Consider the following 24,445-nt stretch of genomic DNA (forward strand, 5'->3'; position numbering starts at 1 on the left):
GACGGGTCTCAGGCTCCGGGAGGGGGATGGAGGTCGGTGTGCTGGCCGCGGGACCAGAGACGCCACAGCCACTCGCGCGGGCGCCAGATGCTCTCGGGCATCGCCGGGTCGGCGCAGTCGGCCGCCACTGCGATCGCCTCGGTGAGCCACAGGGGGGCCGCGCTGAATCGCGCGCAGGAGCGCGGCGAGGCCGACGCGCAGAAGTGCGAGGTAGCCGCCGACCCTCATTGGCCACCTCCGTCGAGGCGTGCGCGCAGGCCGGCGATCTCGCGCTCCAAGCGTTCCCGCTCCTGTTGGCGCGCGGCGGCCGTCAGCCAGGCCGGCGGGTTCTCCAGCGCCACGCATAGGACTTCGGCGTCGTAGGCGCCGATCAGCTTTCCCAAAGCGAAGAGGCTCGGCGCCGAGCCGCGGTCGAGCCAGCGCTGCACGGTGGCGGCCGGCAATCCTGTGTCGGCGGCGACGTTGTCGGCCGTCTTGATCGGGTACTTGCTGCGTAGAAAGTTGGAAAACCGATCCTGAACAACTGTTCGATCTTCGCACGCACCTGTTCGGCTATCCACCACAACTGTGGTGGCGTTCCTGGGCGACTGTTTCATCGCTTTCCTCGATGCTGTGGGCATCGAGGAGGATCGGTCGAGAGGTCCGATCGGGAACAGCGAGGCGGTCATCGATCGACCCTCGCGAGGAGGTCGAGCGAACCATGCAGAGAGACGCGCGCCGGGGCTGGCAGGCTGTGAGGCGCGTGAAGGGCAGCGGGGGCGGTTCGCATCATGCGGGCCGCCCCGTCGCTATGAGGCCGAGCGCAATCGCGCCGGCGGCGATACAGAAGGCCCACAAGGCGGACCAGACCGCTTGGTTCAGCGGCAGGCGCAACGCCTCATCGATGAGGCCGATGCTCGCCAAAGCCAGCGCGATCGCGGGGAGGAAGAGCAGGGGCGCCATGTCAGTGCTCCGCCGCCGATTCGACCGCGACGTATTCGGGCGAGCCCGAGCGTGCGGCCCGGACGCCGGCATCGAGCGCGTCATGGGCAAACTTCAGCGCCGAGCGCCGTTGGCCGCGATCACGCAGGCCGGCGATGAGCTCGCCGGCGACGGTCTGCAGCTTCGCCACCGCCTCGGCGGAATCGATCAGGTATCGCCCGGTGACGGGGTCATGATCGCCGTTCTCGGCGTAGTAGCCGTCGACCGCGCGGCCGATCCGGCATTCGAGGCAGCCGCAGTCCGGATTGAGCGAGCGCGCCGACATCAGGCGCCTCCCAAAAAGGCCGGAGCCCGGAGGCCCCGGCTGAGTCTTGGGAGGAAACGCCCGCCATGGGCGGGGGGACGGCTTGCACGGGTCGTGCCGGCCGAATGGGGGAGCGTCCGGTGAGGCCGCGTCATCTCATCGGAGGCCGCAGGCCAAGCGCGGGTGAGGCTGTGATCGCGTATCTCGACAGCCTCACCCGGCCGGCTACCATCGATGCTGCGAAGACCGATGGAGCTGGGAATGGACCTAGGCATGTCCCTAGAGGGCAGGATCGCGCAGGCCGAACGGCGGATCATCGGCTTGCAGGAAGATCTGCGACGCACCGAAACCCAACTCGGCTTCGTCCCGCTCTGGTGCGGCCTGCTGATGGCGATGATCATCGGCCTAGCCCTCGTGAAATGAGGACTGCGCCGGAGGCGAGCCACCCGGCGACCGAGGCGGTACCGGCAGCGACGACGAACCGGACCGAACCGGTCGGGACGGCCGCGAGCGCGGCAAACCCGGCGATGATCCCGACCAGCATCAGCAAGGCTGCAAGGTCGCTTCGGCTGCGGAGGTGGCCTTGAGAGCGCATCAGGCAGCAGCTCCCTCGGTGGGGACGGCGAGAACGGGGGACTTGGGCGGCCGAGGGACAGGATCGGGCCACTTGGCTTTGTCTTCGGGCCAGTGGTCGGAGAACCACTGCATCGCCAGCTCAAGTCGTCGGGTGGTGAGATCTCGGCCGTCCGCGAGCCGCGTCAGGACCTTTCCGTCACCGAAGACGAGCGTCGAGGTCCGCGCAGCGCTGATGCCGCGCGCTTCGCAGAACTTCGCAGAGACAGCTAGCAGAGCGTCGAGAAGCGTCATGTCGAGTCCGACGATGCTGTATGTTTACCGCACAAGTCAACGGTAAACATACAGCTCCGCCGTCGCGTTCCATGCGGTTAAAATACCGCGTGACCCAGGACGGCCTTTCTCAGCGCGTGCAACAACGCCTCGATGCCCTCGGTATGAGCGCCCGCAAGGCGTCTCTCGACGCGGGCCTCAGCAGCGCTTTCGCGTTGAACATCCTCAACGGAAAATCGCAGTCCCCGCGCTCGGAGAACCTGCACAAGCTCGCTTCCGTGCTGGGCACGACGGTGAATTGGCTGGTCAAGGCTGAAGGCCCTGAAACGCTGGAAGCCAATGGGCACGCCCGGGCCGACGACGAGCTTCGGCGCGCCATGGAGGAAACTGCCGAACGGGCCGGGCAACTGATGCCGGTCCTCGGTGAGGTGGCTGCCGGCCGATGGCTAGAGGTGGAGCAGCACATCGACGAGTCGCGGTACGACCCGGCGCCGATTACGCCCGATCCACGATGGCGGCGCGAGGCACAGTATGGCCTAGTCGTGAGGGGCACGTCGCTCAATCTCTACGCCGCCGACGGTGACACGCTCCACTGCCTCGACATCGGTCTAAGCGGCCGCCTCCCCGTGAACGGTGACTTGGTCATCGTGGAAAAGGTTCGTGACAGCGGCCAGCTGCGCGAGCGCACGGCCAAGGCCTACCACGAAGGCGAGAACCAGTTCGTCGAGCTGCGCGCATACAGCGACGACCCGCGCTGGGATGAGCCGATTCACGTTCCCCATCGCGTGTTCAGCTACGCCCTGGAGAAGGGGCTCAGCGTCGAAATCGTCGCGATCGTTCTGGGTGCCTACAAGCCAATGCCAAAGGTGCCGCGTCGCTAGATAGTTGGAGGACAAGGCATGGGACGCGCGATACGCCGGACGCTTCCGGCCTTCTTCCTGACAGGAGTCGCGCTGCTGAGTTCGCCAGCCTCAGCCGCCGGCATCGACGGGGCGATCCGGGATTGTCGATCGGCGCCTGCCGCCGGCGACAGGGTCGCCGCGTGCAACTTCGTGATCGCCCGCGTAGCCGATAGCGGCGCCCTGAGCAAAGCCTACAATCGGCGCGGGCTCGCAAATGTCGAGCTCGGCCGCTTCGCCGAGGCCGTGCGCGACTTTACCCAGGTCATTCGGTTCAACCCGGACGTCGCGGGCTACTATGACAACCGGCAGAACGCGCTTCGTCAGCTCGGGCGCCTCGACGATGCACTGCGCGACGCGAACACGGCCGTCCGGCTCGCCCCCGGCTACACCTTTGTCCTGCGCGGGCGGGCCAACATCTACGATGACATGGGGCGGCAGGACCTGGCGATCGCCGACTTCACGCACGCCATCGCGCTGGATGCAAAGGACGCGAGTCTACGTGCCGACCGAGCCAAGCTCTACGTCAAGATCGGCAACAACGGCGACGCCTTCCTCGACCTCTCCCATGCCATTGTCCTAAATCCAGCGAACGTAGGCCTGCGCCGGGATCGCGGAATGCTCTTGGCTCGCCAAGGCAACCGCACGGCGGCGCGCCCCGATCTCACGGCCTACGTCTCCGAACATCCGGAAGATGCGGAGGCGGTCCAAGCGTTGGCCGCACTGGACGGCGCGCCAATGAATGTCCCGCCGCCACCCGCGCCACCTCAGCAGGCCATCAGCACCGATCAGCATCAGGCCGAGGCTCTCGATGCCAAGAAGAAGCTCGTCGCTGACGCGGTGGCGCAGCACGAGGACTGCCTACTCAACGCGCTGACCGACATCGCTCCCTATTCGAGCGAGGCGGCTCCCACGATCGTGGATGTCGCCATCGATCGCTGCGGCAAGTTCGCGGAGCGGCGGATCGCGATCGGCGTCGGCGCCTACGACATGACCCGGGAGGAGGCGAAGGCGATCGTCGATCGCAAGGTCTCCGAGCTGCGCACGAAGCTGATCACCGTGGTGGTTACGGCGCGCGCCGAGGCGACGAAGCGAAGCACGGGGTCGGATCACGACACGCCAAAGTCGGAGGCGCCGACGACGAGCCAGGGCCTGCCGAAGGCGCAGCCGCTGTGAAGAACTCGTTCCTTGCCGCGGCCGCGCTCGTCCTCGGCGTCGCAGCATCGCCCGCGAAAGCCCAGAACCTTGGCATCTCCGGCAAGGACGTCGGTACCATGGTTGCCGCAGCGTCCGCCCGGATCGGCGACTACGTGGACTGGGGACAGCCCGAGTGTGGTGAGCCGAAGTATCTGTCCGGCACGTGCGTATGGACGCTCGGCCCGGATTTCTCGCTGACCGCGAACGCGCTCAACCGGGAGTCGTATGCTAACCTCGTCGTCTCACGCTGGCAGCGCTTTGATCTTAAAGATCGAGCCAACCGCAAGGTCTTCGAGCAGACATGCCGCGCACTGGTGGCGGCGCTACGGCCGAGTTGGCCGGCCGTGAGGGTCACCATGTTCACGAGCGCGCTGATCGGCCCGGCCCGGAAGGACCACGAGGTGAAGGCCGAGGGCATCGCCTTCGCCTTCTACACGTGGCCCGAAACGCTGACGTGTGAGGCGCAGCCGGCGACATGACCGACCCCAACTATGCCGCGCCGCCGAGCATGGTGCCCGGATGAGCCGAGGCGCACCATGCGGGGCAACGATCACCACCCCGCGAGACGCCATGCGCCACACATCGAACGCCGCTGCTACTGTCCTCCTGGTCGGTCTCTCCACCGTTGCCATCGCCCAGGGCCGCACCGACACGCGCACCTTCACCTGCTCGGCGTTGAAGGCCTTCGTCGCCAAGACGGGGAACGCGGTGCTCGCGTCGAGTGATCTCGCCTATGAGACCGTCCACCGGGACAGCGGCGCGTGCGAGCAGGACGAGACAGGAGCGCCGGCCTACGAACCAACACTGGACGTGCCGGCCTGCTTCGTCGGCTGGCGGTGCAAGCAGCGCAACAGCGACAGCGGACCGGTGTGACGAGGGACAGTTGGGCGGCGGGTAGACCGTTGAGCCGGGCGGCGCCTTCCCGGACGCCGTCGACGCGATCGCCCAGAGACCATCACAAGAGCGTGTTCGTCGATCCCCGCAACATGCCCGTGCATGAGACCTGCTAGCGGCCCGTCGCCTCGACTTCGCAGGCGAAACTCAGGGGGCCGGATGCTCGACGCACTCAAGCAGATGGCGTGGGCCGGATATCCCGTCGAGAGCATCCTTCACATCGGCGCCAACGAGGGGCAGGAACGCAACGATTATGCGGCGAGCGGTGCGAGCCCGTGCGTCTACGTCGAGCCCGTCGATGCGGCATTCGCCGATCTCCAAGCGAACTTGGCTGATCTCCCCCACCACAGGGCCGTGCAGGCCGTCTGTTCGGAAGTCGCGGGCGAGCGCGTCACCTTCAACGTGGCGAACAACGGCGGCCAATCGTCGAGCTTGCTGCCTCTCGGGCCGCATGCCGAGTTTCACCCCTCGATCGCCTACACGGCCGTGCAATCGATGGTCACCACGACAACCGGATGGACAGCGGCCGCGAGCGCTCGCGAACCCTGCAGGTGCTGCTGTCGGACGATGCGGAGGCGTGGCGGCTCGTCCATGACCAGGGCGGCTATACATTTGGCGGCGCGGATGGTCGGCCCTTGCGGATCCTGCTTGCAGGTGATCGAGCACGCTACGTCCGCCTCAGACTGGCCGAGCGGACTTACCTGCACCTCGACAAAGTTCAGGTCTTCTGACGGCAGTCAGGCCGGCAACTGAGGGGCCGCCCCAGGCGGCCTGGCTCAAATGTCGCCAGCGCGATCGGCTCAAACAGGTCTCCAGAACCGCGGCGGGTCGTTCTCCGGCATCGGCTGCCCGTCCGAGCGCGCCCAGCTGTGTTGGATCGCCCGTATGTTGCCAGGATCCGTCGTGGCCACATCGGGCTGGGTGAAGCGCGCCTCAAACTCGGCGCGGCTGACGGTCAGCCTCAGGCGCACGGGTGCACCATCGAAGGGCGGCCCGGGTTTCATCAGCTCCGGGACATACGACCAGTCGTCCTCGTCGCTCACGGGCGCCTCACCATTGTCCGGTCGGACGAGACCGTGGCTGGTGCGTGGCAAGGAAGAGGCCACGCCTACGTCATCGCCTGCGGGTGCGGTGAAGGCGTGCCGCTGAAGTGCTCCGGTGTCAGCCGGCAACCATCATGCGCCTTCCGGTGGCTCAGCCTGATCCGGATCGGCTGGGTGTAGTTGCTCGCGGTCATCACGGGGCCATGGCAGTCCGGGCAGCGTTTCGGCGCGGATCGATGATGGTCGTGCGCCTCGGTGATCGTCACGCACTTCCAGTCACCCTCGACTTTGACTTCACATACCGCACGATCAGGTTTTGCCATGTCCGGAGACTGCCACGAGCAAACGATACCGGCGAGCGCTAAAGGGGCACACTCAGAACGGCAGCTGATCCGCCACTCCCCGTGGCACCGTCCCGAAGATCGCCAGCGTGATCGGCTCCCCGCCGTCGTCGTAGTTCGGATCCACGAACGTGCGGGTGAAGGCGGCGGCTCCGATGGCCCGGCCGAGGCGAACCTTCTCCTCGGCAATCCTGCAGGCCTCCGCTGCAGTCTTTGCCTCCAGGCATCGGCCCTGGGTGAGTTTGCTTCTCTCCGTGACGAATAGTTGGACACCGTGGGCGACGAGGGGCTTCAAGGCCATGGGCGTTCCTCAAGTCTGAGTTGACGAGATCGAACCGCCAGTCTCAGAACAAAGCAAGAACAGACGATATGTCGCGTGTGGATAGGTGTGGACATCGAACGAGGTATTTTTACAGCGAACTGGCTTGACGCGGTAGATTTACAGCATACGATACCACCATCGCCTCTCGCGACGGAGCCGCCCCGGTGTCAACCGTTCACTTCGACCGCCACCAGCCTTCGGCCTCCGCACCGACGCTCCCCCGCGGCACCCGTATCGGCCGTCCCCTCGCTGACGGCGCCCTCATCACCGGCACCATCCTCGGCCCGGCCTTTGGGGACGGCTTCTACTGCGCCGCCCTGAACGGCTCGGGCGGGACGGAGATCGTCTGCCTCCACGTCAACGAGCTTCTGGTCGATCCCGTGTTCGCGGATCTCTGGACGGCTGCCGTTGCCCTGCGGGATCTCGATTGGCGCGCTGCTCCGGCCGACCGGCCCCGCCGCGCCGTCGGCGGCGCCTTCTGATGCGCGCCCTCCGCATGAACTTCCCCGGCCGGGTCCGCGAGGCAGCGTTCGAGCGCGCCGAAGGGCGCTGCGAGCACGTCGACGCCGACGGCAACCGCTGTCCCTGCACGCTTCAGCCGGGCCATTACGAGTTCGCCCACATCGTGGCCGATCGGATGGGCGGACGCCCCACGCTCGACAACTGTGCCGTCTGGTGCACGCCCTGCCATCGCGCCGAATACGCCGCCGACGCGGCCAAGATCGCGCAGCAGCGCCGCGTGGAGCGGCGCGAGCGCGGCACCAGGGCGCCGTCACGCCCGATGGCCGGCTCGACCTTCTTCCCGACCTCCCGCGGCATGGATGGGCTGGTGCGTGACCGCGCCACCGGCGCCGTCCTGTCCCGCGGCGGGGTCGTCGACGTGAGGGACTTATGATGGCCGCGCGCGCCCGCCGCTCGTCCGCGCCCGAACCGGCGCCCGTCCCGGTTCCGGCCCGGCCCGAGTTCGGCGCCTATCGCCTTGACGATCTCGGCTTCTGCCGCTGCAAGTTCCCCACCGCCCTGGAGCGGGGCGAGCACCGCTTCTGCGGTCGGCCGACAACGATCGACGCCTCCAACCGGCACGGCTCCTGGTGCGACGAGCATCGCGCCGTCGTGTTCACGCCCCGGCCGCTCGCGGGCCTGCGTCGGACAGGAGGTCACTGATATGTCAGGCCGTCCCTACGTCCCCGCGTCGACTGCCCCTTACGAGCGGCAGGTTTCGGCCTTCAACGCTGCTCACCCGGTCGGCTCGCCGATCCTCGTGTGGGTCGGACACTTCCGCGACGGCCAGCCGATCGCCGCCGAGGTCGCCGCGCCGGCCCGGTGCGCTGGCTTCGCCGAACCGATGGTGCTGGTGCGCGATCACGGCTGGATCGCCCTCACGCACGTCTTTCACGGCCGCGGTCGCCCGTACCGGACCGAGCTGTTCCTCGATGCCCGGCGCATCGAGGCGTCGACCCCCGTGCTTCGGATCGATCCGGACGATGCCGAGCGCCTACGCGCTGCGGCCGGCCGGCGCGGGATCGCCGCCGGCGAGCTCGCCCGCCGCATCCTCGAGGCCGTGGTTCGAGACGGGCTGATCGATGCCGTCCTGGACGACGCCGCGCAGACCCGTGCCCGCCGCAGGGAGGCGGCCTGACATGCACGAGCACCTCGACACGCTCTCTGCGCTGCGCGCGGTCGCCGAGGGACGAAAAGTGCCCCCGGCGAAGTACGCCGCGCTCCAGCGGGCCTCCCTCGTCCGGGTGCGCGGCCACGGCCGCGAGCGCCGCCCCGAACTGACCGATGCCGGCCGTGAGCGCCTGGCTGCCCCCCCCCGCAATCATCCGTGAGGTCGTCCTGATGCCCCACGCCAAGGAGCACCCGCTCGCCGGCCGCCGCGTCGTCCCCATCGATGCGGTGACGGGCGAGGAGCTGAAGATCGTCGAGTGGATCGACCGTTTACCGGGCGGCTCTGCTCTGCTGCGCCCGAGCCATCCGGCCGCCCGAGCTTTCCTGGGCCGCCTCGCCGCGCAGGACCTGCACGCGTCCGGCGCCGTCCTCGCCCGCTCGACGGACGGCCTCACGCTCGTCCACCACGCCGAGCTGCCGTCCTATGATCCTGTGCCCGTCGGGGTGATCTCGTGAGCGGCCGCGCTTTCCTGGGCATCTTCGCCCACCTCGATCCCCGCGCGCCCGGCGAGACCATGCTGGTCACGATCGCCCTCCCACGGGGCGAGTGCGACGCCGTCGTGAAGGCGCTCGGCGCCCCGGACCCGGACCTCGGCCCCCACGTCGCGCTCCTGCCGTGCCTGCGCCCAGACCATCCGCGCAGCGACGACGATGCCGTCCTGCTGGCCGCGCTCCGGACGGCCAACCGCCTCCTCGAGGTCGGGCGAGCCCGGCTGAGCCCCGAGCTGCTGCACGAGCTCGGCGCGCTCACGACGCTGACCGCCAGCCGCGCGCGCCGCCGGGACGTGACGGCGCCTCCGGCCGCGATCCCAGGAGTCCTGTGATGGCCCACGCCCCGTCTGCCACCGCCATGCTGCTCGACCGGATCGCCGCGGCGCTCCACGTCCCCGTCGAGACCTTCCGCGCACCGCCCCGCGTCGCGTCCGAGGTCGAGCGAAGCCCCAGCGTCCAGGTCGCGGCGATGCTCCTCGATCCCGAGGGCGCGCGCCTCGCCGCGGCCTTCGTGGCGCTGCCGGCGCCCGCCCGGACCTCGCTCGCCAACGTCGCCGAGGCCCTGGTGTCCGTGCCGCCCTCGGCGCCGGCGCCGCGCCAGATCGCGGGGAGGTCCTGATGCTCCGCCAGGGCGCCCCCGCGCGCGACTTCAAGACCGCGGCTGAAATGCACGCCCACTACCGCGCCCTGCGGGCCCGCACGTGGGCGCCGCGCGCCGTCCTCCCGCGTCCGGACGGGGGTCGCACCCGCGCTCTCGCCGAGGCGCAGCGGGAGCGCGAGCGGCTCGAGGCGGCCGAACGCAAGGCGGCCATCCTGGAGGATCGCGCCCAGGTGCTCGCCCTGGCGGCCCAGGTCCTCACGCCCGAGCACTTGGCCCGCGACCCGAGGCACATCCTCACCGGCGTCGCCGCGGCCTTCGGGTTCACCTACGCCGACATTGTCGGCCCGTGCCAGCTCGTGCCGCTAGTGCGGGCGCGCTGGGCGGCGATCGCCGCTGTGCACGAGGCCCGGCCGGAAATCTCCCTGGCGCGCCTCGGCCGGATCTTCGGCGATCGCGACCACACCACGATCCGCCATGCCCTGCGGAAGATGGCCGTCGACGGCGTCCCGCAACCGTCGGCGCAGGGTGAGCCCGCATGACGTCGCGTGCCGCTCCCCTCGCCATCGCCATGGCGCTCCTCGTCCTGTCGATCGCCGTGGCCCTCGTGCTGATCCCGGTCCTCGACGAGTTGCTGCGCCGAACCCTGGCGCGGAAGGCGGCCGCCGGGGCGGCAGCCAACGACAACGCTGAGGTTGCGGCCCGCGAAGTTGGGAGGCGCATCGGATGACCGACGTTGCGGCAAGCAGCGAATTGGGAGGCCGCCTGACCACGTTCGTTTCAACGGCAGCGCATCCGTTCGGCCACCAGGGCTACGGCGCCCAGCTCCGGACTGGAAAACATCAAGACGGTGTCGCCTTCGCGCACAGCCTGCACGGTGCCGTTTCTGCGGGTATCAGCGATCGCGCGGGCAACGCGCGTTTTCCAATCACTTTCGGCCGATCCGGAGATGCGCGCCGCGAGGAAAGTCGCAGCGGCTTCCATGTGAGCCGCATCTGTAGCCGTGCCCTCGGAGGGCAAAAGGAGACCAGTCTCTTCGACCAGGCCGCCAGCATTTTTGGTAAAGAACTGAACCTGAGTGGTCTTCGAGGAGTACATCGTACCACTTGGGGTCTCGATGCCGAACGACCACCCGCCGACGCCCACAGCTTGCATGCGAGTACCGAAAGAGCTGCGCAGATCGGTGGCGCTCTCCTGTATTGGAACCGGATTACATGCGGCTTTGGCCGCGCCCGATGCGAATATTGCCAACACCAAAGCCAAGACCGAACGCATCGTCCGCCCCCTCGCCATAACGGTATGACGACCGGGGCAATGCAAGGGCGCCGCCAATCTCGGGGGTGCCCGATCCCCGCTTCTCTGGACAGCGCCAAGACCGAAAGCGGTCACGTCTGCGTCACCTGCTGCCGCGCGGTTGAGCGCACCCAGGCGAGAAGAGAAGGCGTGGGGGCGATGACCGATCCTCAACCAGCGCTCAATCCGAGCACAAGCTGCTGCGCGATCAGCATCAGGCCGGTCAGGGTCCCGCCGACTACGAGCACATCGGTAAGGCCCCGTTCCGGTTCGGGCCTGCTTCGCGCGACAGCTCGCGTGGGCACGCTTGGCGGGCGAAGCTGCACGACGTTGTCCGATCGATCCATGACCGCCTCCAGCTCTATTGCTGGTTGGTATCTGGCGGCGGGCGTCTCCGTTCGGCATGCGCCAGCGCACATCGCCGAAGGTTGCGATGGAGCGGCGACGCCATGAAACCTGCGGCCGTCCCGATCGGCGTCGCCGAATTCGCCCACGGCTTCCTCGTCAGCCTTCCGCGCCAGTTCTGGCTGGTGGTCGGGCTGCGCAGGACGTTCCCGCGCCTGCGGGCCGCTGCCGAGGCCTGGACGTACCTGGTGCCGCCAGGGCGGAACGTCGCCGCCCGGATCGAGGGCTGGATCGCCGAGGTCGAGCTGCAGGTGCGGGCCGAGGCCCGGCGCCGATCCTGGTCGGCGACCGACGCCGAGTGGAACGGCGCCGGAGAACCGGAGGCACCGCGGCCGGTCATGGCCGAGCCGGCGATCGTCGTCCTGCCGAAGAAGCGGACCGCCAAGCCAGTCCTGCAGCTGCTCGCGGACCTGGCCACTGGCGCCGTGATGGTGTCGACGATCAGCCCGGACGGCGTGCGCGGCTATCGCCTGGCGCCGTCCGGGCGTCGCGTGCGCTTCACCGCAGCCGAGCGCGCGATCAGCCTGCGCCTCATCGTGCCGGGCAACGATGGCCTGTTCGGCCCGGAGTGGTCGCAGACCTGGCGCGCGGCGACGCCCGACGAGATCGCCCTGGCCGCGCCACGACCAAGAAAAACCAAGGCGTCAGCCAAGCGCCGCCCCCCCCACGGGCTCCGCATCACCCGCTGACCGTCCCCTGTAGCGCCTGAGGAGATCCGCCCATGCCGTCGCCGTCCCTCGTCCTGGCTGCCCGTCGCGCGCCCGACGCGCTCGACCACGTCATCCGCATGGTGCGGGTGATACAGGAGCGGACGACTGGGCCCGAGGAGGCCTGCACGATCCTCCACATGTTTCAGGCGGGCTTCACCGAGGTGCAGGTCCACGCCTTTCGGGACCCGGCTCGCGCGCTGATCCAGGGACAGCCGACAGGCTTGAACCACAACCCGCCCGGGCGGCTCGCCGCGAAGCTCGCCCTCAAGCGCGTACCGGAGATCCGGGCGGCGATCGCCGAACGGCAGGCGGCGGAGCGGGCGGCCTGGGCAGCGCCCGTGGTGCGGGAGCGCGCGCCGGATGGGACAGCGCCATGATGACCGGCGCTCTCATCCTGCATGCGGACGGGACGCGCACTGCGCGCGTCGTCGAACTGCCGGTCGAGCCGAGCCGGTACAGCGAGATCCGCGCCGCGATCCGCGCGCTCCTCGTCCTCGGCAAGGCCTACCCCGAGCATGTGACCGTGCTCCACGAGGGCAAGCGCGCCGACATGTTCGTCCACGAGGACGGGCACGGCGTGGGCCTGCCCCGCAACGATGCCGCCACCGCGATCTACCGCGCCGCTTGGCTGCGGGATCATCCGGCCGACGACCCCGAAACCCTGCCCTGGATCGCCGGCCCGGCGGTGATCTTCGACCGCATCGTGTGGAGCTGACGCACCATGGCCTGCGACTGCATCGCCGAGATGAACGCCGCCCTGGCGGAGCGGAACACCGAGATCCAGCCGACGATCATCTTCGGCACGAAGGAGCGCCCGGGTTTCACCTGCGTGACGATCGTCACGGAGAAGATCAAGCCGCGGGGTGCCAAGGCGTCGGTCCCGCTCCCGAGTTACTGCCCGTTCTGCGAGACGGCGTACGCGTTCACAGCGTCCGACGCGGACGCCGGCGGCTCACACGGGCAGGTGGCGGCATGACCGCGGGCCTATCCACATCGGGCGACGTCTCCTCCGCCGAGGGCGTGGCCGCCGACGAGCTGAAGCAGTTCATCGAGCGCCTGGAGCGGCTGGAGGAGGAGAAGGCCGGCATCATGGGCGACATCAAGGAGGTGTTCGCCGAGCTGAAGGGCCGGGGCTTCGACGCCAAGGCGGTCCGCACGATCCTGCGGATCCGCAAACAGGATCACAGCGAGCGCCAGGAGCAGGAGGCCATCCTCGAGCTCTACATGCAAGCGCTTGGGCTCGCGTGATGATGATCGCCCCGCCCGCGATCGCGCTTCAGGACCTCGACCGTGAGGAGCTGCTCCAACTCCTCGCCAGACGGTGGGTACCCTTCACGGCTGGCGATCTCTGGTCGGCTCGCTGGGACGTGCTCAGCAGGCGGGCCGAGCATGCGCGCGCCGAAGCCAGTGCGGCGCTGGAACGATACCTGGACTGCGCCTCGAAGCGTGCGACCGGAGAGCGAGCGACACACCGGCAGCTCATTCGAGAGCTGAAGGCCGAGGAGGTCGCGAAGATTGCCTGGCGCAAAGCGAAGGCCCGGGCCGAGCGCGCCGAGGCAGCCGAAGAGCAGGCCTGGAAGGCCCTGGAAGCAACCTACGGAAGGACTGCTGCATGAGCGCAATCCGCCTCGTCCCGCCCGACGGCGCCGACTGGACGATCGACGCGGTGCCGACGGCTGACGGCGTCGAGCTCGCGATCGCCTTCACGCTCCAGGACAAGCCGGTGACCGTCCGCTTCGTCTTGGACCGCCCGGACGCCCGGACGCTGTCGGACGGCCTGCGCGCGGTCGCCGGCGACGGCACGATGCGCACCTTCCCGCATCCGCGGATCCCGAAGTAGCCCCATGGCCGACAGCACGATCACGCGCGAGGGTTTCACCGTCGCCGATCGAACCGACTGCGCGAAGGGGGATCTGTTCGGCGGGGAGGTGCGATCGTGAAGTCTACAGGGCTACATCCCCTTCATCGAACCGATCAGCCCTGGCTCTTCGGCTTCGGGAGCGGGTTCGGGAGAGTGGTCATCGGGCACCACCTTGCCGTCAGGTGTTCGAGCCTGCGGACAGCCGTCCTCGGCCAGCCGCTTGTTCCTGACGCGCTCGACGAGCGCGGCTTCCTCAGGGGTCAACGTCGCCCCACCGCTGTGATCGCGAGCCATGTGCGCCTCCCACTGTGTTCTGTCCGCGCTGACATGGATGCCGCACGGGCCTTTCCTGTCGAAGTAGCCGGCAGAGCAACACGTTCCCCGGACCAACTCGCCCTGGTCGACGCGCTCGACCTCGCGAGGGCGGCATGAGCGCGCCTTTTGACCGCCAGCGCGACGGACTTGTCCAGGCGCGCCAAGACTCCGCCCACCTCGAAGCCCAGATCAGCGCCCACATGAGGAAGCACATGTTCGTCGTGTTCGACCTGGACGGCACGCTCGCCCTCACCGAGCACCGCGCGCACTTCCTCAACCTGCCCGGCCGGCAGAAGGACTGGCGCGCCTTCTACGCGGCCTGCGACCAGGACGAGCCCTGCCACCCGATCATCCGCACGCTTCTGGCGCTCGCCGCAACCGGCGCGGAGGTCGAGATCTGGTCCGGCCGGTCCGACGAGGTGAAGGACAAGACGACCGCGTGGCTGGGGACGCACGGGCTGGGGCACATCCCGATCCGGACCCGGGCAGCGGGCGACCACCGGCCGGACACCGTGCTTAAGGCCGAGTGGCTGGACGAGGGCCGTACGCCGGACCTGGTGTTCGAGGACCGGGCGTCGATGGTCGCGATGTACCGGGCCCGGGGCATCGTCTGCTGCCAAGTCGCGCCGGGGGATTTTCTGATGGCGTGCGCTGCCGAGCTAAAGGAGCGGGGAGGGAACAATGGGTGAAGCCGTCCAGCGCCTGGCCTACAGGCCGAAGGACGCAGCGACCGTCCTCGGCGTCAGCCGCTCGACGATCTACCAGATGATCGCCGACGGCCAGCTCGCAGCGCGGAAGCTAGGGACCGCGACGGTGATCCCTCACTCCGAGCTGGCGCGCGTGCTCGAAGGCGCCGCGCTGTCGGCCGCGACGAAGGCGGCCCAAGCATCCATCAAGTGACGACGCTTCACCAGAGCGTCGCCCCGTCGGTATGCGCGCTCGGTCTCATCGCCGACGAGGTGCGCCAGCGCGGCTTCGGCGAGGTCGCCCGCGAAGTCGGTCTCCTCGGTCACCCAATCCCGGAACGATGACCGGAATCCATGCACGGTGAAGCCGTTCGAGTCGGCTCCGCGCAGGAACATCGCCAGCGTCATATCGGATAGCGGCGTCCCGACCCGAGACGGGAAGACCGGATCCGCGGGCTTCGCATCGGCCGGCAGCACGGATGACAGGATCGCCAGCACCGGCGCCGTGAGCGGAACGCGGTGCTTCCGGCCGCCCTTCATGCGCTCGGCCGGCACCGTCCAGAGCGCGCCCTCCATATCGACCTCGCCCCAGGTCAACCCGCGGGTCTCACCCGACCGCGCCGCCGTCAGGATCGTGAAGCGCAGCGCCAGCGAGGAGAAGCTCGTGCGCCCGGCCGCGATCGCTCGGTAGAACGCCGGCACATCGGCGAAGGGCATCGCCTTGTGGTGGCCCCGGGTCAGCTTGCGGGATCGCGGGAGCAGCACGTCGAGATGCCCGCGCCAGCGCGCCGGGTTCTCGCCCGCCCGATGACCGCCAGCTCGGGCCGCATCCAGCACGCGCTCGATGCGGCCACGGATCCGGCGCGCCGTCTCGGCCTTCTCGTGCCACATAGGCCGGAGCACCGCGAGGACGTCGTCGGTGCGGATATCGGCCACCGGCATGCCCCACAGGCTCGCGGCCTGGACCTCCAGCGTCTGCCGCCACTGCGCGCGGTGGGACTCGTTCCGCCAGGTCTTCTCGCGATCGGCCATGTAGGTCACGGCGACGTCGGAGAACGCGACGGGCGCTGATGGGGTAGGGGGCGCCGCAGCGGCCGCCTTCGCCTCGATCGGGTCGATGCCGTCGGCGATCTGCGCGCGGGCCGCAGCCGCCAGCTCGCGGGCCCGGGCGAGCGAAACGGCGCTGACCGACCCGAGTCCCATCTCGCGTCGGCGCCCCGGCATCCGGTACAGCATCATCCAGCGCTTCGACCCGCTGGGCTCGATGACGAGGTATAGCCCGCCGCCGTCGGCGTGCCGGCCCGGCTCGGTCAGCGTCTGGACCTTGCGCGCCGAGAGGCGGTTAATCTCGCGCGCCATCCCGCCCCACCATTCACCCCACCAGCTACCCCACCATTTGCCGGCGATTGCGGCGGACGGCGGCGAACACCGAGGGAATGTGTGGCGGCCAACAGCCTATGATCGCAAGGGAAAAACGACAATCACGGACGCCGACGGATCGGACTTCGGCAGACACCCCTTCCGCCAGCGACATCCCGCGTCGCGCCACGTGATGCGTGGCGGCCGCTGTCGCCGTGCCGCCGCGCATCCCGGAGGTGGATACCCGTGATCGGGCGATCGCTGCCCGGAGCCTCGGCCGCGTCCGGTTCACCGTCGGACCATGTTCCCGAAGTTCGGTCGCCCGCGGGCAGCAGGGATGGGGGGATCAGGACCCCAATCGGCGCCGGGAGACTTTTGGCGCGGGGGATTTCGGTTCCGCCTGCCCGGTGACGTCCCGCAGCGCCGAGACCATCGCTTCGGTCCTCGCATCGAGGGCACGTCTCCGCCGGTCTCGCCGGGCGCCCAACCACGCCAGGAGCGATCCGGCGGCGAGGGCCGAAATGCTGGCCGCCAGTGGCGCGGCGACGAGCGCGGCCACGATACTGATCGGGACGAGGACGATGGCGGTCACGAGACCGGTGCCGATCGCCACCACTATCAAGACGATCATCGGAGCCTCGCCGGGACAGGAGATGGATCACCCCAGCGGGTCCCCGGATCTGACTATGCGGCATCGGTTAATCGAGAATCAACGCGCCGAATCGGAAACGGTATGTCTGTTGAACCGATTGTTCTCCCGGGGCCCGAATCGGCAATCGCCGCGGCGAACAAGATGTCTCTGTTCCTCACCTTCGGTGTAATGGGGTTTTAGTTGCCTGCCAGGCTATCGCCAACTCCTGAATTGTCCAGGCTGGTCTTCCCGTTTCGCTTTCGTCGGTATCCGGGATCTTTCATCTAGACACAACCATGGCGGCCGACGCATCGCCCAGGATCGATGCGATGGACGATTTCGGCACCGCGACGCCGCGCGGATCGGCGGACCTGTCGGAGTTCGGCGTCCAGGACGCCGCCGGTCCCGGCGGCAATCGCTGCGGTCGCGCGCATCAGCCGGCGACGATCCACGGCTTGATCGGTGTCGGGCGCCTGAAATTCTAGATTCTGCAATACGGAACGATCGTATCTCGTACAAACCAGCTGCCTGTCGGCATCTGGTCAGAGGTAATACTGATACGACTGGCATCTTGGGGGAATACAGGCTCCGATGGCCTTCGAAGACCGGGGTGCTGCGGGCCGGGCCGGCATGGCAACGCGCCTGGGTTGCCCATCGAGACGTTCCAACAGCCCAGCGGCGACGCCCGGGATGTCCGCATGACCTGCGCGTTGGTTCGCCTGTGGCACGCGCTCCGGGAGCCTCGGGCGCGTCGGCGTGTCCTCGGGAGCGGGCGGCGGGCGGTCGGGCTGGGCGCTTCCGCCGCCGACCCGGGCGTCCGGCGGTCGACAGGGCGACGGGCCACGGCGACGCATCGAATCGCGAGGGCGCGCCGCGCAAACGAAAGGCCGGCCGGGAATGACCCCGGCCGGCCCTGTTCTTCACCCAAGCTCGCGTTCAGCGCAGGAGCTGCAAGACGCCCTGCTGCGCGGAGTTGGCCAGCGAGAGCGCCGAGATGCCCATCGACTGGCGGGTCGACAGCGCCTGCGAGTTGGCGGCTTCCTGGTTCAGATCGGCGTTGGTCAGGTTGGCCGAGCCGGTCTGCAACACGTTGATGAGCTGCTTCGAGAAATCCTGGCGGTTCTGCACCACCGAGAGGTTCGAGCCCAGGTTGCTCGCCGCCGAGTTGAGCGCGCTGCCGGCGTTGGTCAGCGTGGTCAGGGTGGAGTTGACGTCGGAGTTCAGGAGGAAGTTGCCCAGCCCGTTCGAGCTCGTCGAGCTGTTCGAGTTGGTGATCGAGGTCAGGCCCAGGCCGCTGGCGGTCGCGTCCACCGAGGCGACATCCAGCTTGGAGCTGCCGGTATCGTTGAACTTGATGGTCAGGTTGTTGCCGGTGCCGGCGATCAGGTTGACGCCGTTGTAGCTGGCATCGCCGGCGAGCTGGGTGATCTGGTTGAGCAGGTTGTTGTACTGCTGCGCCAGGGACTTGCGCTGGCTGACGCCGGACACGGCCAGGTCGCTGGAGACCACCGTGCTGGCCGCAGTGCCATAGGTCGAGGCCGTGGTCGAGGACGACGCGAAGCCGAGCGCCGCCTGGCTGGTGGAGTTCTGGAATTCCACGTCGGCCTGCGCGTTCAGGACGATCTTGGTGCCGGTGCTATCGACCGAGAAGATCGCGCCCGCGCCGAACGAACCACCCGACGTGGTGCTGGCCGAGCTGACCGCGGAGTTCAATGCCGACACCACGGATGTGATGCTCGACGACGCGGCGAAGTTTGCCGACACGGAGGTGCCGTTGATCGTGAACAGGGCCGTCGTGGAGGCCGTGCTCGTGGTGACCGGGAAAGCGTTGGTCGCCGTGCCGGTGGTGGAGAGCTGGGTCGACAGCGCCTGGTTGGCGAGCGACTTCGCCTGATCCACGAGCTTCTGGATCGAGGTGATGCCCTGGTTGGCGGCCTGGATCGACTGGACGCCGTTGGAAACGCCGTCGAGCAGGGAGTTCAGGCTCGAGGAGCGGCTGTCGAGGGCCTGCGAGGTGAAGAAGTTGGTCGGGTTGTCGAGCGCCGAGTTGACCGTCTTGCCGGTGGCCAGGCGGTTCTGGGTGGTCGAGAGGAGCGAGGCCGTATCCTGGAGCGAAAGCAGGTTCTGACGGGTCGCGGCCGAGAGGGTGATCGAGGACATCGGTCGATATCTTTCTGATTTGTGCCACCCGTTTCTCGGGCTCAGCAGTAATCGCTCCGCAGACGTTTCGGACTCGTTAAAGCGGCGCGCTATTCCACAGTATGCGACGCGATCCTTAATTTAGTACTGAGAGATCAAATCTGATCCATAGCAGTTTTCGTAGATGTTCAGGATCCATTAACCATAACCCCACATAACCGCGGCGGCTGCTGCGGTCTGGTGGATCTTGTTCGGGTGGAACCGAGCCGATCAATGGGTGGACGCGGGCGGTGCCACATCCTGTTTGGAGCTCGACCGTGATCGTTCAAACGCCTGTCGAGGCAAGTCCCCCGCATGTCGACCTCCCGATGACGTTCCCGCATGTCACGATCGCGATCCCGTGCGGAACGATGGTTCACGCAGATTTCGCCGTGTGCCTCAGCTCGATGATGCATTCGCTCGGCGAGATGCCGATGTCGATCGTGGTTGGAAAATCATCGATCGTCGCTGACGCGCGAAACATGGGTCTCGACTTCGCGCAGAAGCTCAAAGCGGATTACGTCCTGTTCATCGACAGTGACATGACGTTCCCGCGCGATGCCCTGCTCAGGCTTCTGGTGCGCAACGTCGATATCATTGCGGCGACCTACTCCCGCCGGACGGCGCCGTTCCATTTCCTGGGTGACATCCTTCCGGAGCAGCCCGCGGACGTGCCGAAGGGCTTGCTGGAGATGGCACGCATTCCGACGGGTTTCCTGCTGGTGAAAGCCACGGTGTTCGAGCGGCTGAAGCGGCCGTATTTCCGGTTTCGCGTCGATGAGGAGGCCGGCGTCAACATCGGCGAGGATTACGATTTCAGCGATCGCGTCCGGTCCCTCGGCTATCGGATCTGGTGCGATCCCTCCCTCAGCAAGGAGCTCGGCCATATCGGCGAGCAATCCTACAAACTCTGAGTGATCGCCCGTCCTCGCGTCGCGCCGGCTTTCACACGGCGCGCGCCGCGCGTGTCTCGATCGCCCGATGAAACGCGGCGAAGACCCTGCGCATCTGAGGCGGTTTGTAGGGAAACAGATCGACGGGATCCATATCGTGGACGATCATCCCGGTATCGGCTTCGAAGACCAGCAGTCGACCGTCGCGACTCTCGGCGCAGTCGAGGATCAGGTAGTCGAGCCCGGTCCGGCGGTGGATCTCGGCCAGGGCCGTCCGGTGACGGGGTACGAAGGCGTCGTCGAACGCGGCCATCGCCGAGGCCTCCGCGCTTCGCTTGGCCGGGTCCTCGTTCATGCCCGCGTTCAGATAGTGGATCATCCAGTGATCGCGCAGGGCCATGTGGCAGAGGAACGGTGCGCCGTCGATCAGGACGATGCGGAGCTTCCGGTAAAGCCCATCGGGACCGCTGTAGTCGCAGAACTGCGTGACGTAGAATTCGGCCTCGTCGGCGCCCTGTAAGTACGCTTCGAGGTCTTGGGGCCCGTCAAGCTTCTGCAGGGCGTTGCCGGCATGGGTGTCGATGGGGCGGATGAGAACCGGGTAGCGCAAGCCGTCCGGAAGTTCGTTCGCTCTGGACGCGAGCTCCGATTTCGCGATGCGGACGATGGGCGGGACCACGACGCCCGCCGTACCGCGCAGCGCGTCCGCGATCCCGTGCCGGGACGTCTTGAGGACGTTGCGCGGATGATTGACCACGGGCCTGGCCCAGCGCGCGGCGGCGGACGTCAGGGCGTCGAGCACCGGCTCGTTCGCAGTGGAATAAGCGACCCCGACGATGCAGACGTCGTGTTCCGGAAGCGATTCGAGGGCGGGATCCCCGGGGAGCACGAAGACGTACTCCACGTGGAAGATCGGATCATCCAGCAGGAAATCGACCGGCGTATTGGCCATGAGATCGCCGGCCGTGACGAGGACCAGGACGCGGGTCGTCGCGGCGGGCCCGTTGGAGCGGAGCGCGAAGTGCCGGTTATTCTGCAGGACCTCGGCCTGAAGCTGGAGCGCCTCATCGTGGCGATGCATCAGCAGAAGGATCGTCGACAGGTCGAGGGCCGTGCCGGCTTCGAGGACGCCGTCCGTCGATGCCGACAGGATCGCGTTGGCCCGGACGGCCATATCTTCACCCTCGAACGCCGCCCGGATGAGGCGGGCCGGACCGATGAGCGGACTGGGAGCTGCGTCGCGCGTCGCTGGCATCAGTTCACTCCGGCCGATGGCTGTGCGGCATCGAGGGACAGGTATCGTGCGGGTGCCGTCACGGCGATGCGATTCAACCGCGGCGCGACGAAGATATCGCCGCCCGCCGGAGCGCATCCGCGAGCGGGCCGCCCGCCGGCGCCTCCGGCGATGCGCGCGACCGAGCCGGGCGCGATTCGGATCCCGCACGCACCGCCGGCACCGGCGGCTCGATCGGATCGTCCAGGCGCATCGACAGTGCGATCCGCTTGCGCGGGACATCGACGCTCAACACCAGGACGCGGATCACCTCGCCGATCCGCACCACCTCCGTGGGGGATGCGATTCGGCGGCGCGCCATCGCCGAGATGTGGACGAGGCCGTCCTGATGGACCCCGATATCCACGAAGGCGCCGAACGCGGCCACGTTGGTGACCACGCCCTCGAGCTGCATGCCCGGTTTCAGGGCGCCGATCGTCTCGACGCCCTCCTGGAAATGCGCGGTCTTGAAGGCGGGGCGTGGATCGCGGCCGGGCTTCTCCAGCTCGGCGATGATGTCGCGCACGGTCGGCAGACCGAAGCGGGCGTCGACGAACGTCTCGGGTGTCAGCTTGGAGAGCGCCCCCGTGTTGCCGAGCAGAACGCGGATGTCGCTCCCGGACGCCTTCAGGATCCGGCGCACCACCGGATAGGCCTCCGGATGGACGCCGGACGTGTCCAGCGGGTCCTCACCGCCCTGGATGCGCAGGAAGCCCGCGGCCAGCTCGAAGGTCTTCGGACCGAGGCCCGGCACCGCCTTGAGGGCGGCCCGCGAGCGGAACGGCCCGTGCGTGTCCCGATGCGTGACGATCCGCTCGGCCAGCGCGGTGCCGAGGCCCGAAACCTGCGCCAGCAGGGCGGGGGAGGCTGTGTTCACGTCGACGCCGACGGCGTTCACGGCATCCTCCACCACCGCCGACAGCGAGCGCGACAGTTTCGCCTCGCTGACATCGTGCTGGTACTGGCCGACGCCAATGGATTTCGGGTCGATCTTCACGAGTTCGGCCAGCGGATCCTGAAGGCGGCGGGCGATCGACGCGGCGCCGCGATGGGACACGTCGAGATCGGGCAATTCGCGCGCGGCGATCTCGGAGGCCGAATAGATCGAGGCCCCGGCCTCCGACACCGTCACCTTGGCGAGCGTCAGGTCGGGATTGGCGGCGACGATCTCGGCGGCGAGCCGCTCGGTCTCGCGGGAGGCCGTGCCGTTGCCGACCGCGAGCAATTCGACGCCGTGCAGGCGGCAGAGCCGCCCGAGCGCCGCCACGGCCTCCCGCCAGCGGCGCTGCGGCTCGTGCGGGTAGGTCGTCTCGACCGCGACGATCCGGCCGGTCCGGTCCGCCACCGCGACCTTCACGCCGTTGCGGTAGCCCGGATCGAGCCCCATCGTCGCCCGCCCGCCGGCCGGAGCGGCGAGCAGCAAATCCTTCAGATTGCCGGCGAAGACCTTCACGGCCTCGTCCTCGGCGCGCTCGAACAGCCGGCTGCGCAGGTCCTGCTTGATCCCAGTCCGGATCTTCGTGCGCCAGGCCGTGCGGACGGTCTCGAGGAGCCAGGGATCGCCCGGACGTCCGAGGGCGGCGAGGCCGAATCGCCGGCAGATCGCCGTCTCGAACGGGCCCGGGACCCCGCTCGGCGACTCCTCGCCCTCCGCCGCATAGGCGATATCGAGCACCTCTTCGCGCTCGCCGCGGAAGATCGCCAGGATGCGGTGCGAGGGCATCCGCTCCAGCCGCTCGCTCCAGTCGAAGTAATCCGCAAATTTCGCCCCCTCAGTCGCCTTGCCCTTACGGACTTTCGCGACGAGCTGGCCGCTGCGCCAGTAATCCGCGCGCAGGCGGCCGACGAGATCGGCATCCTCGGCGAAGTGCTCGACCAGGATCGCGCGGGCTCCCTCCAGCGCCGCCGCCTCATCCGCAACGCCCCGCTCGGGCGCCACGAACGCAGCCGCCGCGCGCTCGGGGGCCCTGTCGGGGTGTTTCAGGAGGGCCTGCGCCAGCGGCTCCAGCCCGCCTTCGCGGGCGGCCTGGGCCTTCGTGCGCCGCTTCGGCCGGAACGGCAGATAGAGGTCTTCCAACCGCGCCTTGGTCTCGGCAGCCGCGAGGGCCGCAGCGAGGCCGGGAGTCATCCGGCCCTGGGCTTCGATGCCCTCCACGATGGCACGGCGGCGGTCGTCGAGGTCGCGCAGGTAGGACAGGCGCTCCTCGAGCCGGCGCAACTGCGTGTCGTCGAGTCCGCCCGTATTCTCCTTGCGGTAGCGCGCGATGAACGGGACGGTCGCCCCGCCGTCGAGGAGCGCCACCGCCGCGGCTACCTGCGCTTCCGCGACGCCGAGTTCTTCGGCGATGCGCGCGTTCACGGCTTTCATGCGGTCTCCGGTCGACTGGCTGCTGAGAATTTGCCTGGCCCGTCAAGCCGCCGGAAACATGGCATTCGTGCGATCCACCGACACGGGCGATATCAGGCGTTTCGGGCTCGAAAGTCGGCCGCACCGTCATTGAGTCTGTGGACAGTGACTGGATCTATTTTCAAATCAACATTCGTATTAAATTTATCAAGATCTCAAGCCAAATAGTCTTGAGTGATGAAGTATCAAAGGCAATTTAAATATGTGCCTCTATCGCCATCTCTGACGGGTCCGCGAAGTTGATGATTTGGCTATGCATCGGATCTTGACGCGGCGCCGATGATGTCATCGGGATGTCACCGATCGTTGCAAGTCTACGCGCTCGCATGCTGAGAAAGGCAGGCGCCCCGTGCAGTTCGAGATCCGCGAGAACAGCCGGTCGCTGTGGTCCTGGGTTCTCTTGAACGAGACCGCCGAGACCGTCCTCGAATCCCGCCGGAGTTTTCCGTCCCGGGCGCAGGCGACCGCTGCCGCGCTGGCTTTCTCGCAACTGGTGGCCCGGGCGGGACGGACGCTCACCGGCGGCGCGCGGCAGGTCGGGTTCCTCTAGCCGCGCGAGCCCGGCGGTCAGGTCCGGTGGCGGATCAGGCTCACCACGCTCAGGCAGGCGATCGCGCAACCGACACCCATGGCGCCGAGGCAGCTGATGGTGCGGACCGGCTCGCCGCGGGCCAGGACGATGGCGACCGCCAGCGGCAGGAGCAGGAGACCGAGCATCAGGGTCATGGCGGCTTCCGAGTACGAGATCCGGTTGGACACGGAGAGCTTAGGCGTCGAAGGGTTAATTGCCTCTGACGGAGGACGCGGCCGCCGATCGATCGCCGCGATCCACGCCCGGCCCCGAGCAGCCTCTCCCGCCCGGGCTCCGATGTTCAAACAACGGCTCGGGAAGGGGCGACAGGCCCG

The 24,445-nt window shown here is 68.1% G+C and carries 44 protein-coding genes; 28 read left to right on the forward strand and 16 right to left on the reverse strand.

From position 1 onward, the window contains the following. Nucleotides 1-224 precede the first annotated feature (224 nt). The 3 genes from AC3IF3_RS18625 to AC3IF3_RS18635 form a co-directional block, all read right to left on the reverse strand. Nucleotides 225-668 carry a hypothetical protein gene (locus AC3IF3_RS18625; RefSeq protein ID WP_489229828.1) on the reverse strand — a complete coding sequence of 148 codons (444 nt, stop codon included), beginning with the start codon at nt 666-668 and terminating at the stop codon, nt 225-227. A gap of 100 nt (nt 669-768) precedes the next feature. Beyond that, nucleotides 769-942 (reverse strand): hypothetical protein, encoded by a 174-nt coding sequence (locus AC3IF3_RS18630; protein ID WP_489229829.1) that lies wholly within the window; start codon nt 940-942, stop codon nt 769-771. Between the two features lies 1 nt (nt 943). After that, entirely contained in the window at nt 944-1,246 is a 303-nt protein-coding gene (locus AC3IF3_RS18635; RefSeq protein ID WP_489229830.1) for a hypothetical protein, read from the reverse strand. Between the two features lie 228 nt (nt 1,247-1,474). Between AC3IF3_RS18635 and AC3IF3_RS18640 the strand changes: the two genes are divergently transcribed. Further along, nucleotides 1,475-1,648: a hypothetical protein gene (locus AC3IF3_RS18640; RefSeq protein ID WP_489229831.1), complete on the forward strand. Its 174-nt coding sequence runs from the start codon at nt 1,475-1,477 to the stop codon at nt 1,646-1,648. Nucleotides 1,649-1,819: 171 nt separating this feature from the next. Here the strand turns inward: AC3IF3_RS18640 and AC3IF3_RS18645 are convergent, their stop codons facing one another. After that, nucleotides 1,820-2,092: a hypothetical protein gene (locus AC3IF3_RS18645; protein ID WP_489229832.1), complete on the reverse strand. Its 273-nt coding sequence runs from the start codon at nt 2,090-2,092 to the stop codon at nt 1,820-1,822. A 20-nt stretch (nt 2,093-2,112) separates the two neighbouring features. On the opposite strand from AC3IF3_RS18645, the gene AC3IF3_RS18650 reads away from it, so the two are divergent. The 4 genes from AC3IF3_RS18650 to AC3IF3_RS18665 all read left to right on the forward strand — a co-directional run bounded on the left by AC3IF3_RS18650 (nt 2,113) and on the right by AC3IF3_RS18665 (nt 5,040). Beyond that, nucleotides 2,113-2,952, forward strand: coding sequence for a LexA family transcriptional regulator (locus AC3IF3_RS18650; RefSeq protein WP_489229833.1), 840 nt, complete (start codon nt 2,113-2,115; stop codon nt 2,950-2,952). Between the two features lie 18 nt (nt 2,953-2,970). Next, entirely contained in the window at nt 2,971-4,146 is a 1,176-nt protein-coding gene (locus AC3IF3_RS18655) for a tetratricopeptide repeat protein (protein WP_489229834.1), read from the forward strand. Continuing rightward, a complete protein-coding gene (locus tag AC3IF3_RS18660) occupies nt 4,143-4,646 on the forward strand; it encodes a hypothetical protein (protein WP_489229835.1) in 504 nt (167 codons plus the stop codon). The genes AC3IF3_RS18655 and AC3IF3_RS18660 overlap by 4 nt, the downstream gene beginning before the upstream one ends. A 91-nt stretch (nt 4,647-4,737) precedes the next feature. After that, the gene (locus tag AC3IF3_RS18665) at nt 4,738-5,040 is read left to right on the forward strand and encodes a hypothetical protein (RefSeq protein ID WP_489229836.1); all 303 of its coding nucleotides are present in this window, start codon (nt 4,738-4,740) and stop codon (nt 5,038-5,040) included. Between the two features lie 168 nt (nt 5,041-5,208). On the opposite strand, the gene AC3IF3_RS18670 is transcribed toward AC3IF3_RS18665, so the two are convergent. Next, the gene (locus AC3IF3_RS18670) at nt 5,209-5,526 is read right to left on the reverse strand and encodes a hypothetical protein (protein WP_489229837.1); all 318 of its coding nucleotides are present in this window, start codon (nt 5,524-5,526) and stop codon (nt 5,209-5,211) included. A gap of 50 nt (nt 5,527-5,576) precedes the next feature. Between AC3IF3_RS18670 and AC3IF3_RS18675 the strand changes: the two genes are divergently transcribed. Beyond that, a complete protein-coding gene (locus AC3IF3_RS18675) occupies nt 5,577-5,792 on the forward strand; it encodes a hypothetical protein (protein WP_489229838.1) in 216 nt (71 codons plus the stop codon). Nucleotides 5,793-5,861: 69 nt separating this feature from the next. Here the strand turns inward: AC3IF3_RS18675 and AC3IF3_RS18680 are convergent, their stop codons facing one another. The 3 genes from AC3IF3_RS18680 to AC3IF3_RS18690 all read right to left on the reverse strand — a co-directional run bounded on the left by AC3IF3_RS18680 (nt 5,862) and on the right by AC3IF3_RS18690 (nt 6,746). Further along, a complete protein-coding gene (locus AC3IF3_RS18680) occupies nt 5,862-6,104 on the reverse strand; it encodes a hypothetical protein (protein WP_489229839.1) in 243 nt (80 codons plus the stop codon). A gap of 65 nt (nt 6,105-6,169) precedes the next feature. After that, a complete protein-coding gene (locus AC3IF3_RS18685; RefSeq protein ID WP_489229840.1) occupies nt 6,170-6,427 on the reverse strand; it encodes a hypothetical protein in 258 nt (85 codons plus the stop codon). Nucleotides 6,428-6,479: 52 nt separating this feature from the next. Next, nucleotides 6,480-6,746, reverse strand: a complete 267-nt coding sequence (locus AC3IF3_RS18690) for a hypothetical protein (protein WP_489229841.1) — start codon at nt 6,744-6,746, stop codon at nt 6,480-6,482. Nucleotides 6,747-6,931: 185 nt separating this feature from the next. Here AC3IF3_RS18690 and AC3IF3_RS18695 point away from each other — a divergent pair, with 185 nt between their 5' ends. From AC3IF3_RS18695 to AC3IF3_RS18740, 10 genes are read left to right on the forward strand one after another with little or no spacing between them, the layout of a single operon-like run. Beyond that, a complete protein-coding gene (locus AC3IF3_RS18695) occupies nt 6,932-7,249 on the forward strand; it encodes a hypothetical protein (RefSeq protein ID WP_489229842.1) in 318 nt (105 codons plus the stop codon). Next, complete coding sequence (locus tag AC3IF3_RS18700; RefSeq protein WP_489229844.1) at nt 7,249-7,662, forward strand: HNH endonuclease; 414 nt, start codon at nt 7,249-7,251, stop codon at nt 7,660-7,662. The genes AC3IF3_RS18695 and AC3IF3_RS18700 overlap by 1 nt, the downstream gene beginning before the upstream one ends. Next, on the forward strand, nt 7,659-7,931 hold the full coding sequence (locus tag AC3IF3_RS18705) for a hypothetical protein (protein ID WP_489229845.1): 273 nt from the start codon (nt 7,659-7,661) through the stop codon (nt 7,929-7,931). Before AC3IF3_RS18700 ends, AC3IF3_RS18705 begins: the two co-directional genes overlap by 4 nt. Before the next feature lies 1 nt (nt 7,932). Beyond that, nucleotides 7,933-8,406, forward strand: coding sequence for a hypothetical protein (locus AC3IF3_RS18710; RefSeq protein ID WP_489229846.1), 474 nt, complete (start codon nt 7,933-7,935; stop codon nt 8,404-8,406). Between the two features lies 1 nt (nt 8,407). Next, on the forward strand, nt 8,408-8,599 hold the full coding sequence (locus AC3IF3_RS18715) for a hypothetical protein (RefSeq protein ID WP_489229847.1): 192 nt from the start codon (nt 8,408-8,410) through the stop codon (nt 8,597-8,599). Between the two features lie 10 nt (nt 8,600-8,609). Further along, entirely contained in the window at nt 8,610-8,894 is a 285-nt protein-coding gene (locus AC3IF3_RS18720) for a hypothetical protein (protein ID WP_489229848.1), read from the forward strand. Then, the gene (locus AC3IF3_RS18725; RefSeq protein ID WP_489229849.1) at nt 8,891-9,262 is read left to right on the forward strand and encodes a hypothetical protein; all 372 of its coding nucleotides are present in this window, start codon (nt 8,891-8,893) and stop codon (nt 9,260-9,262) included. The genes AC3IF3_RS18720 and AC3IF3_RS18725 overlap by 4 nt, the downstream gene beginning before the upstream one ends. Next, a complete protein-coding gene (locus AC3IF3_RS18730) occupies nt 9,262-9,549 on the forward strand; it encodes a hypothetical protein (protein WP_489229850.1) in 288 nt (95 codons plus the stop codon). Before AC3IF3_RS18725 ends, AC3IF3_RS18730 begins: the two co-directional genes overlap by 1 nt. After that, on the forward strand, nt 9,549-10,070 hold the full coding sequence (locus AC3IF3_RS18735; RefSeq protein WP_489229851.1) for a helix-turn-helix domain-containing protein: 522 nt from the start codon (nt 9,549-9,551) through the stop codon (nt 10,068-10,070). The genes AC3IF3_RS18730 and AC3IF3_RS18735 overlap by 1 nt, the downstream gene beginning before the upstream one ends. Next, nucleotides 10,067-10,258, forward strand: coding sequence for a hypothetical protein (locus AC3IF3_RS18740; protein ID WP_489229852.1), 192 nt, complete (start codon nt 10,067-10,069; stop codon nt 10,256-10,258). Before AC3IF3_RS18735 ends, AC3IF3_RS18740 begins: the two co-directional genes overlap by 4 nt. 50 nt (nt 10,259-10,308) lie before the next feature. Here the strand turns inward: AC3IF3_RS18740 and AC3IF3_RS18745 are convergent, their stop codons facing one another. Continuing rightward, entirely contained in the window at nt 10,309-10,803 is a 495-nt protein-coding gene (locus tag AC3IF3_RS18745) for a hypothetical protein (protein WP_489229853.1), read from the reverse strand. Nucleotides 10,804-11,270: 467 nt separating this feature from the next. Here AC3IF3_RS18745 and AC3IF3_RS18750 point away from each other — a divergent pair, with 467 nt between their 5' ends. From AC3IF3_RS18750 to AC3IF3_RS18780, 7 genes are read left to right on the forward strand one after another with little or no spacing between them, the layout of a single operon-like run. Then, nucleotides 11,271-11,915 carry a hypothetical protein gene (locus tag AC3IF3_RS18750; RefSeq protein ID WP_489229854.1) on the forward strand — a complete coding sequence of 215 codons (645 nt, stop codon included), beginning with the start codon at nt 11,271-11,273 and terminating at the stop codon, nt 11,913-11,915. 32 nt (nt 11,916-11,947) lie between these two features. Continuing rightward, nucleotides 11,948-12,313 (forward strand): hypothetical protein, encoded by a 366-nt coding sequence (locus tag AC3IF3_RS18755; RefSeq protein ID WP_489229855.1) that lies wholly within the window; start codon nt 11,948-11,950, stop codon nt 12,311-12,313. Continuing rightward, entirely contained in the window at nt 12,310-12,651 is a 342-nt protein-coding gene (locus tag AC3IF3_RS18760; protein ID WP_489229856.1) for a hypothetical protein, read from the forward strand. Before AC3IF3_RS18755 ends, AC3IF3_RS18760 begins: the two co-directional genes overlap by 4 nt. Before the next feature lie 6 nt (nt 12,652-12,657). Next, nucleotides 12,658-12,912, forward strand: coding sequence for a hypothetical protein (locus tag AC3IF3_RS18765; protein WP_489229857.1), 255 nt, complete (start codon nt 12,658-12,660; stop codon nt 12,910-12,912). Then, a complete protein-coding gene (locus AC3IF3_RS18770; protein ID WP_489229858.1) occupies nt 12,909-13,184 on the forward strand; it encodes a DUF2312 domain-containing protein in 276 nt (91 codons plus the stop codon). The genes AC3IF3_RS18765 and AC3IF3_RS18770 overlap by 4 nt, the downstream gene beginning before the upstream one ends. Then, entirely contained in the window at nt 13,184-13,552 is a 369-nt protein-coding gene (locus tag AC3IF3_RS18775; protein ID WP_489229859.1) for a hypothetical protein, read from the forward strand. Before AC3IF3_RS18770 ends, AC3IF3_RS18775 begins: the two co-directional genes overlap by 1 nt. Continuing rightward, the gene (locus AC3IF3_RS18780; RefSeq protein WP_489229860.1) at nt 13,549-13,776 is read left to right on the forward strand and encodes a hypothetical protein; all 228 of its coding nucleotides are present in this window, start codon (nt 13,549-13,551) and stop codon (nt 13,774-13,776) included. The genes AC3IF3_RS18775 and AC3IF3_RS18780 overlap by 4 nt, the downstream gene beginning before the upstream one ends. A 111-nt stretch (nt 13,777-13,887) precedes the next feature. On the opposite strand, the gene AC3IF3_RS18785 is transcribed toward AC3IF3_RS18780, so the two are convergent. Then, a complete protein-coding gene (locus tag AC3IF3_RS18785) occupies nt 13,888-14,091 on the reverse strand; it encodes a hypothetical protein (RefSeq protein WP_489229861.1) in 204 nt (67 codons plus the stop codon). A gap of 134 nt (nt 14,092-14,225) precedes the next feature. Between AC3IF3_RS18785 and AC3IF3_RS18790 the strand changes: the two genes are divergently transcribed. Continuing rightward, nucleotides 14,226-14,801: a phosphatase domain-containing protein gene (locus AC3IF3_RS18790; protein WP_489229862.1), complete on the forward strand. Its 576-nt coding sequence runs from the start codon at nt 14,226-14,228 to the stop codon at nt 14,799-14,801. Then, the gene (locus AC3IF3_RS18795; RefSeq protein WP_489229864.1) at nt 14,794-15,012 is read left to right on the forward strand and encodes a helix-turn-helix domain-containing protein; all 219 of its coding nucleotides are present in this window, start codon (nt 14,794-14,796) and stop codon (nt 15,010-15,012) included. Before AC3IF3_RS18790 ends, AC3IF3_RS18795 begins: the two co-directional genes overlap by 8 nt. Here the strand turns inward: AC3IF3_RS18795 and AC3IF3_RS18800 are convergent. Continuing rightward, the gene (locus AC3IF3_RS18800; RefSeq protein ID WP_489229865.1) at nt 14,934-16,157 is read right to left on the reverse strand and encodes a tyrosine-type recombinase/integrase; all 1,224 of its coding nucleotides are present in this window, start codon (nt 16,155-16,157) and stop codon (nt 14,934-14,936) included. The genes AC3IF3_RS18795 and AC3IF3_RS18800 overlap by 79 nt on opposite strands. A gap of 346 nt (nt 16,158-16,503) precedes the next feature. Further along, on the reverse strand, nt 16,504-16,788 hold the full coding sequence (locus AC3IF3_RS18805; RefSeq protein ID WP_489229866.1) for a hypothetical protein: 285 nt from the start codon (nt 16,786-16,788) through the stop codon (nt 16,504-16,506). 296 nt (nt 16,789-17,084) lie between these two features. Between AC3IF3_RS18805 and AC3IF3_RS18810 the strand changes: the two genes are divergently transcribed. Continuing rightward, entirely contained in the window at nt 17,085-17,273 is a 189-nt protein-coding gene (locus AC3IF3_RS18810) for a hypothetical protein (protein ID WP_489229867.1), read from the forward strand. A gap of 451 nt (nt 17,274-17,724) precedes the next feature. Here AC3IF3_RS18810 and AC3IF3_RS18815 read toward each other — a convergent pair whose 3' ends face one another. Beyond that, a complete protein-coding gene (locus tag AC3IF3_RS18815; protein ID WP_489229868.1) occupies nt 17,725-18,948 on the reverse strand; it encodes a flagellin N-terminal helical domain-containing protein in 1,224 nt (407 codons plus the stop codon). A gap of 296 nt (nt 18,949-19,244) precedes the next feature. On the opposite strand from AC3IF3_RS18815, the gene AC3IF3_RS18820 reads away from it, so the two are divergent. Continuing rightward, the gene (locus AC3IF3_RS18820; RefSeq protein ID WP_489229869.1) at nt 19,245-19,880 is read left to right on the forward strand and encodes a glycosyltransferase family 2 protein; all 636 of its coding nucleotides are present in this window, start codon (nt 19,245-19,247) and stop codon (nt 19,878-19,880) included. A 31-nt stretch (nt 19,881-19,911) separates the two neighbouring features. On the opposite strand, the gene AC3IF3_RS18825 is transcribed toward AC3IF3_RS18820, so the two are convergent. Next, entirely contained in the window at nt 19,912-21,114 is a 1,203-nt protein-coding gene (locus AC3IF3_RS18825) for an ATP-grasp domain-containing protein (RefSeq protein WP_489229870.1), read from the reverse strand. 73 nt (nt 21,115-21,187) lie between these two features. Further along, on the reverse strand, nt 21,188-23,500 hold the full coding sequence (locus tag AC3IF3_RS18830; RefSeq protein WP_489229872.1) for a Tex family protein: 2,313 nt from the start codon (nt 23,498-23,500) through the stop codon (nt 21,188-21,190). Nucleotides 23,501-23,888: 388 nt separating this feature from the next. On the opposite strand from AC3IF3_RS18830, the gene AC3IF3_RS18835 reads away from it, so the two are divergent. Beyond that, nucleotides 23,889-24,089, forward strand: coding sequence for a hypothetical protein (locus AC3IF3_RS18835; RefSeq protein ID WP_243971286.1), 201 nt, complete (start codon nt 23,889-23,891; stop codon nt 24,087-24,089). Between the two features lie 17 nt (nt 24,090-24,106). Here AC3IF3_RS18835 and AC3IF3_RS18840 read toward each other — a convergent pair whose 3' ends face one another. After that, on the reverse strand, nt 24,107-24,265 hold the full coding sequence (locus AC3IF3_RS18840; protein WP_243971284.1) for a hypothetical protein: 159 nt from the start codon (nt 24,263-24,265) through the stop codon (nt 24,107-24,109). Nucleotides 24,266-24,445: the final 180 nt, after the last annotated feature.

The sequence above is a fragment of the Methylobacterium sp. J-118 genome, assembly GCF_057836565.1.